The following is an 11633-nucleotide window of genomic DNA, read 5'->3' on the forward strand; positions in this document are numbered from 1 at the left end:
GTGATCGTCGGCCGCGGGGTCGGCGGCGCCGGAGGAGGACGAGGACACGTGACGCGAGGCCGGGCAGACGACGGGGCCACGGCCACGGGGGCGGGCGACACCGCCGGGGCCGCAGGGCCCGCAGGGACGCCCAAGCCGCCGGTCGGCGCGTTCCGCCGCTGGTACTCCACCCTCCACCCGTCCCTCCAGCTGATCGGCCTGCAGCTCTGGCTGCCGCTCTTCTTCATCGTCGGCTTCTGCCTCTGCTACATCGCGGCCTTCCACGCCCCGCACCCGCACGACGTGCCGATCGCCGTGGTGGGCTCGTCGTCGGCCGCGTCGACCCTGCAGGCCGACCTCGACGACGCACAGCCCGGCGTCTTCGACGTGCGCTCGTACGACGACCTCGACACGGCGCAGGAGGCGGTGCTCCGGGGCCAGGTGGCGGTCGCGGTCGACCCCGGCGACGCGCAGCTCTACAAGGCGAGCGCCCACCAGTACCAGGTCTCCGCCCTGATCCCCGCGATGCTCACGCCGGTGCTCACCGCCGGGGGCGACGCCCCGACCGTCGTCGACCTCGCCCCGCTGCCGGCCTACGACGAGTACGGCACGGTCTCGCTCTACCTGATGCTCGCCTGGTGCATCGGCGGCTACATGGTCGCCATGTTCATCGGGCTCATGGGCGCGCCCCTGCGGCACCGGACCCGCGTCACCGTGATCCTCGTCGGGGCCGCGGTCATCTCCCTCGTGACGAACCTGCTCGCGGGGCCCGTGGTGGGCGCCGTGCAGGGCCACTTCGCCGAGCTCGCCCTGCTCGGCTGGGCCTGGATCGTCGCCATCGGGCTCGCGGTCAACGGCATCAGCTACTTCGTCGGCCGCTTCGTCGCGCTGCCCGCGATGATCGTCTTCGTCTTCCTGTCGATGCCCGCGTCGGGCGGCGCGTACCCCGCGTGGTTCATGCCCCAGCCGTTCGCTGCCCTGAACGCCGTCGTCGTGGGCAGCGGGATCACCGAGATGCTCAAGCGCGTGCTCTACGACGTGGGGCCGGGGTACTCGCGCGGCCTCACGATGATGGCCTCGTACGCGGTGGCCGGCGTGGTTCTCATGCTCGTGGGCAAGCGGTGGTGGGAGGCCCGGCGCGTGCGGCGGATCGTCGAGGGGCGGACGACCATGTTCGCGGACGCCCAGACCGCGAACCGCGAGTTCCTCACCGCGGAGCGGGACGAGGTGCTCGCCCGCCACGGGCTCGTCGCGACCGACACGGGCACGATCCGCACCGTGCCCGACGACGAGCGGGCGCAGCTCGACGAGGGCGGCGACATGATGTTCGGCGCCGCGGGCGGCCTCGAGGCCGAGGAGCTGCCGACCCGCCCCGTGCGCGTGGTCGACGAGCGGGACGCCCGCCGGGGCTGAGCGGGCCCGCTAGAGGTCGACGCCGCCGCGGTGGGCGCCGTCGAGGTGGACGCCCTGCCACGAGGCGCCGTCGAGCTGCTCGGCGAGCGTGCGGGCGGCGGTGCGGTCGGCGCTCGCCGAGGCGAGGGCGGTGACCCCGAACCCGACCAGCAGGGCGAGGAGGCCGAGCGTCGAGACGAGCATGCCCGGCCCCCCGACGACGGCTCCGACGACGAACAGGCCGGCGGCGGCGGTCCAGGCGACCACGACGGCGGCGGTGCGGACGGCCGAGAGGAGACGCGAGGAGGCGGTGGCCCGGCGGCGGATCCGGGGGGCGTCGAGGGCCAGGCCGTCGTAGCTGCTCACAGGGGTCCTCCGCAGGGGTCGTGGGGGCGTTCTGTCACCCGGTGTGACGTCTCCCCTCGACACTACGGAGGGCCGCGGGGGCCGTCTGCCCCCTCTCCCGGTGACACCCGAGAGGGGGAGGGACAGGCCCGTGTCCCCCTTGTGGCCGACGGGTCAGCGGGGGTCGGACGAGCCTGCGGCGGCCTCCGAGACGACCGTCGCGAGGTCGGCCCCGAAGGTGTACGTCGCCGCGACGTGTCCCCCGGCGAGCACGCCGGGCAGCCAGCGCCGGGCGTCGTCCCACATGGCGTCGAGCGGCAGGGCGTCGACGTCGTGCCACGCGGGGTCGAGCTCGTCGGTCTCGACCGGCTCGCCCCGCCAGCGGCGCGCGACGAAGACGGACGACCGCTGGCTCCAGGCGGGCCGGTGAGGGAAGAGGTAGAGCAGCTCGCCGCGCGCCTCGAGGTCGGCCGGGTGCACCTCGACCCGCGCCTCCTCGGCGATCTCGCGGACGGCCGCCTCGACGGGCGTCTCGGAGCCCTCGAGCTTGCCGCCGAGGCCGACGTGGTAGCCGACGCCGAGCCCGGTCTTCTTGCGGCCGAGCAGCACCTGCCGGCGCCCGTCGACCTCGCGCAGGAGGTAGGTGACGCACACGTCGTAGGCCATGTCGGCAGGCTAGCGGTCGACCGGGTCGTCTGCCTGCCCGGCGTAGGCTCGACGGCATGCCCGAGACGCCCGACGCCCTCCGCGGCGGCGTGCCCGAGTTCCGCGGGGCGGGTCGCAGCCTCGAGGTGCTGCGCGCCGAGGCCCACGACGAGCTGGCGGCCCTGATCGAGCTCCGCTGCCGGGGCGGCGAGGACCCGTGGGACGTCATCCCGGGCCTCCCCACCGTCGACGAGCAGGTGGTCATCTCGCTGCGGGCCGACGCCCGCGGGGTCGACGGCGTGCCCTACGGGGGCGGCGGGGGCGCGGACGACGAGCTGCAGTTCCTCCGCGGCGTGGCCCTCTGGCACCCGGAGCTCTCCCGCGCGGTGTGGTCGCTGATGGGCCGCATCGACGCCGCCTCGCGCTGACTCCCCCTGTCGGTGGGCGGCCGTAGCCTGGCCGCATGCTCTGGACCGACGTCGTCACCGTCACGCTGGGCGCCTTCGTGGGCGCCGGCGCCGCCTTCGGCGCCAACCTGCTCGTGCGCTGGCTCGAGTCGCGGCGGGCCGAGGCCTCCGCGCTGAACGAGCTCGTCACCGAGATCCACTTCCGCCGCGTGCTGCACCGCGTCGTGCCGACGCGCAGCCCCGACGCCGAGACCGCCGACCCCGACTGGGCGACCGCGCGGCGCTCGATCGGCGGCCTGCGCGGCGTCGTCCGCTCGGCCCGGCGGCAGACCCGCCCGCGGTCGTCGGCGCTGCCGGTGCTCAACGAGATGACCCTCGCCTGCAACACCTTCCTCGACGACAGCGAAGACGCGCCCGACCTCTACCGTCTGCACCTCATGCAGCTGCACGCCCGGCTCAACGCCGGCGTGCGGCGGCTGCGCTCGCAGCGCCGCGCGATCGCCGACCTCGAGCCGGGCGAGGCGCGGCTCGGCCCGACCGTCGCGGGGCTCCGGGCGCCGACCGCGGTGGCCGACGGGCCGGCCGACACCGAGGCGGGGAGGCGCGGGTAGCGTCGGCCGCATGAGCGACGCACCCGAGACCCCCGCCCCCGCCGACGCCACCGCGACCGACCCCGTCGAGGCGGCCGACGAGCAGGCCCAGTTCGACGCCGCCCGCCTCGCCGCCGGAGAGGACGTCGACGGCACGGCCACGCTCTCCACCGCCTCCTCGGCCGCCGCGCCGGAGAAGGCAGGCACGCAGGACGCCCTCGACAACGCGGCCCGCGAGGCGGCCGCGCCCGACCCCGCCGACGTCCACGTGGCCTCCGACGAGTACCCGGAGCGCCCCCGCCTGGGCGGGATCACCGCGAGCGACACGCAGATCTGACCCGCGCCTCCCCGGGGGCCCTCGAGCCTCCTCGGGGCTCGGTGGCCCGTGCCCGCCCGGGTGGCGGCGACGGGGGCGCCGGCCAGGACGGGAGCGCTGGCTAGGCTGGGCAGATGGCCTCGTCCCCCGCGCCCCGCGCCCCCCGGAAGCCCGTCACCCGCCGCCACCACGGTCACGAGTTCGTCGACGACTACGAGTGGCTGCGCGCCAAGGAGGACCCGGAGGTCATCGCCCACCTCGAGGCCGAGAACGCCCACACCGAGGCCGAGACGGCGCACCTCGCCGCCCTGCGCGAGACGATCTTCGAGGAGATCAAGGGCCGCGTGCAGGAGACCGACCTCGGCGTCCCCGTGCGGGAGGGCGAGTGGTGGTACTACTCGCGCACCGCCGAGGGGGCCCAGTACGGCATCCACTGCCGGGTTCCCGTCGCCGACGCCGACGACTGGACCCCGCCGACGATCAGCCCCGACTCCGCCCCGGCGGGCGAGCAGGTGCTGCTCGACGGCAACGTCGAGGCCGACGGCCACGACTTCTTCTCGCTCGGCAGCTTCGACGTCTCGGCCGACGGCGGCCTGCTCGCCTGGGCGATCGACACCACCGGCGACGAGCGTTACGAGCTGCGCGTCCGCGACCTGACGACGGGCGTCGACCTGCCCGACCGGGTCGCCGACACCGCCCCCGGCGCCGTCTTCGACGCGACCGGACGCTTCGTCTTCTACCCGACGGTCGACGAGTCGTGGCGCCCCGACACCATCTGGCGCCACGAGGTCGGCGGCGGGGGCGACGACGTCACCGTCTTCACCGAGCCCGACGACCGGTACTGGATCGGCGTGGGCCTCACGCGGAGCCGCCAGTACCTCGTCGTCGACGTGGGCTCGAAGATCACCAGCGAGACCTGGCTGCTCGACTCGGCCGACCCGACCGGGGAGTTCCGCGTGGTGTGGCCGCGGCGCGAGGGCGTCGAGTACGACGTCGAGCACGCCGTCGTCGCCGGCAGCGACCGCCTGCTCGTCGTGCACAACGACGGCGCCGAGAACTTCGAGCTCGTCGACGTGCCCGCCGACGACCCGACCTCGGCCACCGACCGCCGCGTCGTCGTCGCCCACCGCGACGACGTGCGGCTCGAGTCCGTCGACGCCTTCGCCGGCCACCTCGTCGTCGAGCACCGCCGCGAGGCGCTGCCCCGGCTCTCCGTGCTGCCGCTCGGCCCCGACGGCTACGGCGACCTCGTCGAGGTCGAGTTCGACGAGCCCCTCTTCGCGGCGGGCGCGGGCGGCAACCCCGAGTTCGCGCAGCCCACCGTGCGCTTCGGCTACGCCTCGTTCGTCACGCCGTCGACGGTCTGGGACCTCGACGTGCGCACGGGCGAGCGCCGGCTGCTGAAGCGCCAGGTCGTGCTCGGCGGGTACGACCCCGCCGACTACGAGCAGGCCCGCGAGTGGGCGACGGCGGCCGACGGCACGCGCGTGCCGATCTCGCTCGTCTGGCGGCGCGACGCCGTCGCGCCCGGCGAGCCCGCGCCGCTGCACCTCTACGGCTACGGCTCGTACGAGCACAGCATCGACCCCGGCTTCAGCGTGGCGCGCCTCTCGCTGCTCGACCGGGGCGTCGTCTTCGCGGTCGCCCACGTGCGGGGCGGCGGCGAGATGGGCCGCGCCTGGTACGAGCGGGGCAAGACCCTGACGAAGACGAACACGTTCACCGACTTCGTCGACGTCGCCCGCCACCTCGTCGCAGAGGGGCGCACCACGCCCGAGCAGCTCGTCGCCGAGGGCGGCAGCGCCGGCGGCCTGCTCATGGGCGCGGTCGCCAACATCGCGCCCGAGCTGTTCGCCGGCATCGTCGCGGCCGTGCCGTTCGTCGACGCCCTGACGAGCATCCTCGACCCCGACCTGCCGCTGACCGTCATCGAGTGGGACGAGTGGGGCGACCCCCTGCACGACGCCGAGATCTACGAGTACATGCGCGGCTACTCGCCCTACGAGAACGTGCGGGAGGGCGTGCGCTACCCGCGCATCCTCGCGGTGACGTCGCTCAACGACACCCGCGTGCTCTACGTCGAGCCCGCCAAGTGGACGGCCCGGCTGCGCGACGTCGGCGCGCCGGTGCTGCTCAAGACCGAGATGTCGGCCGGCCACGGCGGCGTCAGCGGCCGGTACGAGTCGTGGCGCGAGCGGGCCTTCGAGCTCGCCTGGCTGCTCGACGTGCTCGGGCGGGCCTGAGGCGCGGAGGAGAGGGAGGCGCGGGGGCGCGGTCGTGGGCGAGGGCCGGGTGACGGCCGGGCAGCAGGCTGACGCACCCGCCGCGTCGGCGGGCGCCGTCGACCACGTCGCCCTCTGGCGGGGCATCAACGTCGGCACGGCGAAGCGCGTCGGCATGGCCGACCTGCGGGCCGTCGCGGCGGGCCTCGGCCTCGTCGCGCCGGCCACCGTGCTCGCCAGCGGGAACCTCGTCGCCGGCGTGCCGACCGACCGGGCCGGCGACCTCGCCGCCGAGCTGAGGGCCGCCGTCGCGGCGGCCACCGGGGTCGACGCGGCCGTGCTCGTGCTCACGGGCGACGCCTTCCGCGCCCTCGCCGCGGCGAACCCGCTCCGGCGCGACGAGCGCCCGCCGGCGCGGGTGTCGGTGGCGGTCGCGGAGGTGCCCGGTGCGCTCGCCGGCACCGCGCCTCCCGCCGTCGACCTCGGCGACGAGGAGATGGTCGTCGCTCCGGACGCCGTCTACCAGTGGCTGCCCGCCGGGGTGACGGGGTCGCCGGTGCCCGCCGCGTGGTGGCGGGGGCTGCCCACGACGGTCACGGCCCGGAACGACGCGACGGTGCAGAAGATCGTCGCCCTGCTCGACGCCCGGGCCGCGTCGAGGGGCTGAGCGAACCTGCCGCGAGCCCGCCGACGAGGGGGCTCACGCTGACCCGGCGTCGGGGCCGGCACCGGGCCGGCGCCGGGTCAGTCGCCGAGCCCGAGGGCGAGCTTGGAGCGGTGCACCGAGGGCCGGGCCCCGGCGGCGCGCAGCCGCGGCGCGAGCGCGTCGAGCAGGGCGTCGCCCTCGGGGCCGTCGACGCCGGGGCCGAGCTCGGCCTCCCACTCGCGCCAGGTGCGGACCCGCCCGTCGGCCACGCGCGTCGCGCGCACCCCGTCGTCGGCGACCTCGACGAGCTCGCGCCCCTCGCCGTCGAGCAGGTGGTGGACCGTCCGCCGCGTCTCGAGCAGGAGGACGGGCCGCAGCGCGGACGCCCCGTCGCCGTCGCCCCCGGTCGCGACCAGCGCCGCGACCCGGTCGAGCAGCGCGGCGGGCACCGGCTCGTCGTCGGCGCCCAGCGGGTGGTGCACCTCGCGGCGCCCGCCGCCCGCGACCTCGGGCGGCAGCTTGAGGTGCCAGCCCGCGTCGTGCCCGCCGGTGCGACGTCGGAGCGTCACCCGGGCCCCGAGGAGGCGGTGGTCGGGCGTGTCGTGGTAGGTCGCCGAGAGCGAGGCGGCCGGGTCGAGCTCGACGCGCGCGACCTCGAGGGCGCGACCCGCGCCTCCCCCGGCCCCGGCTCCGGCCCCGACGCCGACGCCGACGAGGTCGGGCACCGCGGCCTCGTCGTCGACGTCGTACTTGCGCTCGATCTCGATCTGCTCCGTGCCGGTCATCACCCCGTTGTAGTCGATCGGCCGGGCCCGCGTCGACGCGGACCGGGCCCGCGTCGACGCCGACCGGGCCGTCACCCCGCCGGTCGGCGTACTGTCGGGGCCATGAGCGATGTCGCCCCGAGTCTGGCTGGTTGGATGGCGCGACAGCGCTGGTACGCGACGAAGGGGCGCACGCCTGCGATCCGGGTGATCGGGTCGTTCGAGGCCGACCTCGACGGCGTGCTCGCGATCACGCTCCTCGTCATCGACGAGGCCCCCGACGTGCCCGTGCTCTACCAGGTGCCCGTCGTGGCCCGCCGCAGCCCCCTGCCCGGCGGCGACGCGGCCTTCATCGGCTCGGCCGACGACCTCTACCTCTACGACGCCCCCCACGACCCGGCGTACGCGCGGCACCTCTTCGAGCTGCTGTCGTCGACGAGCCACGTCGACGGGTCCGACGTCGCGGTCGACGGCACGCTGCACGTCGCCGCCGGCACCGTGACCCGCTCGCGCGTGCTCTCGGGCGAGCAGTCGAACACGTCGATCATCTACGACGTCACGGGCGGCCCCGTCGAGCACGCCATCGCCAAGGTGTTCCGCGTGCTGCACCACGGCGACAACCCCGACGTGACGACGCAGGCGGCGCTCACCGAGGGCGGCAGCACCCGCGTGCCCACGACCTTCGGCTCGCTGCACGCCACGTGGCCCGACCCGGGCCGCGACGGCGGCGTCGCGAGCGGCCACCTCGCCTTCTCGCAGGAGTTCCTGGCCGGCTCGGAGGACGCCTGGCGCGTCGCCCTCGACGCGGCGTCCGCCGGCCGGGGCTTCACGACCGAGGCCCACGACCTCGGCGTCGCCGTCGCCGAGGTGCACGCCACGCTCGCGCGTCAGCTCGGCACCGTCGAGGCCGACCAGGACGCCGTCGACGGGGCCCTCGTCAGCATGCGGCGCCGCATCACGACGGCCGCCCGCGAGGTTCCCGAGATCGCCCCCCACGCCGACGCCATCCTGCGGGTCTACGACGCGGCCGGTGCGCTCACCTGGCCGCGCCTCCAGCGGATCCACGGCGACCTGCACCTCGGCCAGGCGCTCCAGTCGCCGACGCGGGGCTGGACGCTGCTCGACTTCGAGGGCGAGCCCCTGCGGCCGATGCCCGAGCGCTCGCGCCCCGACCTGGCCTTGCGCGACGTCGCCGGCATGCTGCGGTCGTTCGACTACGTCGCGGGGTCGCTCGCGCAGCAGACGCCGCCGGTCGACGTCGGCACCTGGGCGCACGACGCCCGCGCTGCGTTCGTCGACGGCTACGTGGCGTCGTCGGGCGTCGACGTGCGGGCCCAGCGGGCCCTGCTCGACGCGTTCGAGATCGACAAGGCCGTCTACGAGGCGATCTACGAGAGCCGCAACCGCCCCGACTGGATCGGGATCCCGATCGCCGCGGTCGAGCGCCTCGTGGCGCGCTCCGCCCCCGCCGCCGGCAACTAGGCCGCCTCAGGCCGCTCTGGGCAGCCTCAGGCCGCGCACGGCCGCCCGAGTGGTCACCATCTGCCGCTCCCGTCACCGGGAGGAGCAGCTCGTGACCACTCGGCGCGCACCGCCGGAGGCGCGGGTCAGGGGCGCGGGACGTTGCGCAGGTTCGAGCGGGCCATCTTCACGACCTCGCCCGCGCCTCCGTTCATGACGATCTTCGACATCGCCAGCGAGAAGCCCTTCACCTGGGAGCCCGTGATCGCCGGCGGCAGCGAGAGCGCCTGCGGGTCGGTGGCGATGTCGATCAGCGCCGGGCCGTCGTGCTCGAAGACGGCCTCGAAGCCGTCGCGGAGGTCGCCCGGCTGGTCGACGTGCACGGCGTGGATGCCGATCGACCGGGCCACGGCCGCGTAGTCGACGTAGGGCACGTCGACGCCGAAGTCGGGGTAGCCGTCGACGAGCATCTCGAGCTTCACGAGACCGAGCGTCGAGTTGTTGAACACGACGATCTTCACCGGCAGCTCGTACATCTTCGCCGTGATCAGCTCGCCCATGAGCATCGAGAGCCCGCCGTCGCCCGACATCGACACGACCTGGCGGCCCGGGTGGGCGAACTGCGCGCCGAGCGCGTGCGGCAGGGCGTTCGCCATCGAGCCGTGCAGGTACGAGCCGAAGATGCGGCGGCCGGCCGTCGGGGTGACGTAGCGCGCCGCCCAGACGTTCGACATGCCCGTGTCGGCGGTGAAGATCGCGTCGTCGGCCGCGACCTCGTCGAGGATGGAGGCCGCGTACTCGGGGTGGATCGGCACGAGGGCGTCGGCCTTCTTCGTGTACGCCCCGACGACGCCGTTCATCAGCTTGTCGTGCTTCTTGAGCGTCTTGTCGAGGAACCTGCGGCTCTTCTTGTCTCGCACCAGCGGGGCGAGCGCCCGCAGGGTCGGGAGCACGGCCCCGTGCACGGGCACGTGGACCGTCGCGCGCCGCCCGATCACGGCGGCCTCGACGTCGACCTGGGCGATGCGCACCTGGTCGCCGTCGGGGAGGAACTGGGGGTACGGGAAGTCCGTGCCGAGCAGCACCAGCAGGTCGGCGTCGTGGATGCCCGCGTGCGCTGCGCCGTAGCCGAGCAGGCCGGTCATGCCGACGTCGTAGGGGTTGTCGTGCTGGATGACGTCCTTGCCGCGCAGGCTGTGCCCGATCGGCGCCCCCACCCGCCCGGCGAGCTCGATGATCTCGTCGTGCGCGCCGCGGCCGCCCTCCCCCACGAAGAACGCCACGGTGCCGGCCTCGTTGATCGCGTCGGCGAGGGCCTGGACGTCCTCCTGCGCGGGCACCAGCTCGGGCGCCCGGGTCGTGAGGTGCGGGGGCGTCGCGCCCTCGGCGTCGAGCTCGGCGACGTCGCCCGGCAGCGTCACCACGCTGACGCCGTGCCCGGCGAGCGTGTGGCGGATCGCCGCGGCGACCACCGACGGCGACTGCACCGAGGTCGAGATCATCTCGCTGTAGCCCGAGCACTCGACGAACAGCCGGTCGGGGTGCGTCTCCTGGAAGTAGTCCGAGCCGATCATGGCGCTCGGGATGTGGCTGGCGATCGCGAGCACCTTCGCGCGGCTGCGGTGCGCGTCGTAGAGGCCGTTGATGAGGTGCAGGTTGCCGGGGCCGCACGAGCCCGCGCAGACGGCGAGCTCGCCGCTCATCTGGGCGTCGCCCGACGCCATGAACGCCGCGGCCTCCTCGTTGCGGACGTGGATCCAGTCGATGCCGCCCGCCTCCGAGCCGCCCGTGCGGCGCACCGCGTCGACGATCGGGTTGAGGCTGTCGCCCACGATGCCGTAGATGCGGCGGACCCCCGCCTGGACGAGCTGCGCGATGATCTGGTCGGCGACCGTGTCTGCCATGGGGTGTCTCCTTCGTCGAGGTCGTGGGGCGATCGACGGCGGGCCCGCGGGGGCGCTCGTCGCGACCTGCTCCCAGCCAACTCCCCCGCGCCTCCCCGGCTCCTGGGCTTAGCCTTGGACGATGACCGACACCGCCACCTCCTACGTGCCCGACGCGGGCACCATCACCATGTTCAGCACCTCGTGGTGCGGCTACTGCGCGCGCCTCAAGCAGCAGCTCGGCAAGCAGGGCATCGGCTTCACCGAGGTCAACATCGAGGAGGTGCCGGGCACCGCCGAGATCGTCGAGAGCGTCAACGGCGGCAACCAGACGGTGCCGACCGTCATCTTCCCCGACGGCTCCACCGCCACGAACCCCTCGCTCGCCGACGTGCAGGCCAAGCTCGGCCTCTAGCGGGCCGACCGCGTCGCGCCCCCGAGGGCGGGCGCCGAGACGACACGACGCCCCGTGCCTCCCGAGGGAGGCGCGGGGCGTCGTCGCGTGCGGGTCGCGTCAGCCCTGCGGTGCGGCCGCGAAGAACTCGATCTGGTTGCCGTCCGGGTCCTTCACCATCAGCGTGGTGCCGAACTCCGGGTCCTCGAGGTGGGAGTCGATGCCGACCGAGCGGGCGTGCTCCTGCCAGGCGACGACGCCGTCGCGGTCGGCGACGGCGAGGCCGATGTGGTCGAGCCCCGGCACGGTCGGGTCGAACGGGACGGCCTTGCCCTCGGTGTAGGCGGTGACCCCGAGGATCTGCCCGCCGCCGACGGAGAACAACCGGCGGTCGAGGCCGTCGAGCTCGATGCGGCCGACCGGCGGGGCGCCGAGCAGCGACTCGTAGAACGCGAGGCTGCGGTCGAGGTCGGACACGGTGATGGCGACGTGGGCGTAGCCCTGGACTTCCGGCACGGGGTGCTCCTTCATTCGGGGTGGTCACCCCACCGAACGCGCCGCCGCTGGGAGCCGCACGGGCACGGGGCCC

General features: G+C 74.9%; 13 protein-coding genes. 8 read left to right on the top strand and 5 right to left on the bottom strand.

Going from position 1 to position 11633, the window contains the following annotated elements; translation table 11 throughout:
• Positions 1-1392 (top strand): ABC transporter permease, encoded by a 1392-nt coding sequence (locus F1C15_RS03650; protein WP_185233010.1) that lies wholly within the window; start codon positions 1-3, stop codon positions 1390-1392.
• Between the two features lie 9 nt (positions 1393-1401).
• Here F1C15_RS03650 and F1C15_RS03655 read toward each other — a convergent pair whose 3' ends face one another.
• The gene (locus F1C15_RS03655) at positions 1402-1737 is read right to left on the bottom strand and encodes a hypothetical protein (RefSeq protein WP_056056285.1); all 336 of its coding nucleotides are present in this window, start codon (positions 1735-1737) and stop codon (positions 1402-1404) included.
• A gap of 153 nt (positions 1738-1890) precedes the next feature.
• The gene (locus F1C15_RS03660; protein WP_185233012.1) at positions 1891-2382 is read right to left on the bottom strand and encodes an 8-oxo-dGTP diphosphatase; all 492 of its coding nucleotides are present in this window, start codon (positions 2380-2382) and stop codon (positions 1891-1893) included.
• Positions 2383-2438: 56 nt separating this feature from the next.
• Between F1C15_RS03660 and F1C15_RS03665 the strand changes: the two genes are divergently transcribed.
• The 5 genes from F1C15_RS03665 (at position 2439) to F1C15_RS03685 (ending at position 6563) form a co-directional block, all read left to right on the top strand.
• The gene (locus tag F1C15_RS03665) at positions 2439-2789 is read left to right on the top strand and encodes a hypothetical protein (protein WP_185233014.1); all 351 of its coding nucleotides are present in this window, start codon (positions 2439-2441) and stop codon (positions 2787-2789) included.
• A gap of 35 nt (positions 2790-2824) precedes the next feature.
• Entirely contained in the window at positions 2825-3379 is a 555-nt protein-coding gene (locus F1C15_RS03670; RefSeq protein WP_185233016.1) for a hypothetical protein, read from the top strand.
• Between the two features lie 10 nt (positions 3380-3389).
• The gene (locus tag F1C15_RS03675; RefSeq protein ID WP_185233018.1) at positions 3390-3695 is read left to right on the top strand and encodes a hypothetical protein; all 306 of its coding nucleotides are present in this window, start codon (positions 3390-3392) and stop codon (positions 3693-3695) included.
• 113 nt (positions 3696-3808) lie between these two features.
• Positions 3809-5917: a S9 family peptidase gene (locus F1C15_RS03680; RefSeq protein WP_185233020.1), complete on the top strand. Its 2109-nt coding sequence runs from the start codon at positions 3809-3811 to the stop codon at positions 5915-5917.
• 34 nt (positions 5918-5951) lie between these two features.
• Positions 5952-6563: a DUF1697 domain-containing protein gene (locus F1C15_RS03685; protein ID WP_185233022.1), complete on the top strand. Its 612-nt coding sequence runs from the start codon at positions 5952-5954 to the stop codon at positions 6561-6563.
• Between the two features lie 77 nt (positions 6564-6640).
• Here the strand turns inward: F1C15_RS03685 and F1C15_RS03690 are convergent, their stop codons facing one another.
• Positions 6641-7327, bottom strand: coding sequence for a CYTH domain-containing protein (locus tag F1C15_RS03690; RefSeq protein WP_185233024.1), 687 nt, complete (start codon positions 7325-7327; stop codon positions 6641-6643).
• A 102-nt stretch (positions 7328-7429) separates the two neighbouring features.
• Here F1C15_RS03690 and F1C15_RS03695 point away from each other — a divergent pair, with 102 nt between their 5' ends.
• Positions 7430-8788, top strand: coding sequence for a hypothetical protein (locus tag F1C15_RS03695; RefSeq protein WP_056056300.1), 1359 nt, complete (start codon positions 7430-7432; stop codon positions 8786-8788).
• Between the two features lie 125 nt (positions 8789-8913).
• On the opposite strand, the gene F1C15_RS03700 is transcribed toward F1C15_RS03695, so the two are convergent.
• Entirely contained in the window at positions 8914-10671 is a 1758-nt protein-coding gene (locus F1C15_RS03700; protein ID WP_185233025.1) for a pyruvate dehydrogenase, read from the bottom strand.
• Between the two features lie 121 nt (positions 10672-10792).
• Between F1C15_RS03700 and F1C15_RS03705 the strand changes: the two genes are divergently transcribed.
• Positions 10793-11065 (top strand): mycoredoxin, encoded by a 273-nt coding sequence (locus F1C15_RS03705; RefSeq protein ID WP_056056304.1) that lies wholly within the window; start codon positions 10793-10795, stop codon positions 11063-11065.
• Between the two features lie 99 nt (positions 11066-11164).
• On the opposite strand, the gene F1C15_RS03710 is transcribed toward F1C15_RS03705, so the two are convergent.
• Positions 11165-11560, bottom strand: coding sequence for a VOC family protein (locus tag F1C15_RS03710; protein ID WP_056056306.1), 396 nt, complete (start codon positions 11558-11560; stop codon positions 11165-11167).
• Positions 11561-11633 lie beyond the last annotated feature (73 nt).

The sequence above is a fragment of the Frigoribacterium sp. NBH87 genome, assembly GCF_014217665.1.
GTDB classification, from domain to species: domain Bacteria; phylum Actinomycetota; class Actinomycetes; order Actinomycetales; family Microbacteriaceae; genus Frigoribacterium; species Frigoribacterium endophyticum.

Excerpts from the sequence above, each read along its gene's own strand:
- F1C15_RS03670 (WP_185233016.1), top strand. The coding sequence starts at position 2,825 with ATGCTCTGGACCGACGTCGTCACCGTCACGCTGGGCGCCTTCGTGGGC.
- F1C15_RS03675 (WP_185233018.1), top strand. The coding sequence starts at position 3,390 with ATGAGCGACGCACCCGAGACCCCCGCCCCCGCCGACGCCACCGCGACC.
- F1C15_RS03705 (WP_056056304.1), top strand. The coding sequence starts at position 10,793 with ATGACCGACACCGCCACCTCCTACGTGCCCGACGCGGGCACCATCACC.
- F1C15_RS03680 (WP_185233020.1), top strand. The coding sequence starts at position 3,809 with ATGGCCTCGTCCCCCGCGCCCCGCGCCCCCCGGAAGCCCGTCACCCGC.
- F1C15_RS03660 (WP_185233012.1), bottom strand. The coding sequence starts at position 2,382 with ATGGCCTACGACGTGTGCGTCACCTACCTCCTGCGCGAGGTCGACGGG.
- F1C15_RS03700 (WP_185233025.1), bottom strand. The coding sequence starts at position 10,671 with ATGGCAGACACGGTCGCCGACCAGATCATCGCGCAGCTCGTCCAGGCG.
- F1C15_RS03665 (WP_185233014.1), top strand. The coding sequence starts at position 2,439 with ATGCCCGAGACGCCCGACGCCCTCCGCGGCGGCGTGCCCGAGTTCCGC.
- F1C15_RS03690 (WP_185233024.1), bottom strand. The coding sequence starts at position 7,327 with ATGACCGGCACGGAGCAGATCGAGATCGAGCGCAAGTACGACGTCGAC.
- F1C15_RS03695 (WP_056056300.1), top strand. The coding sequence starts at position 7,430 with ATGAGCGATGTCGCCCCGAGTCTGGCTGGTTGGATGGCGCGACAGCGC.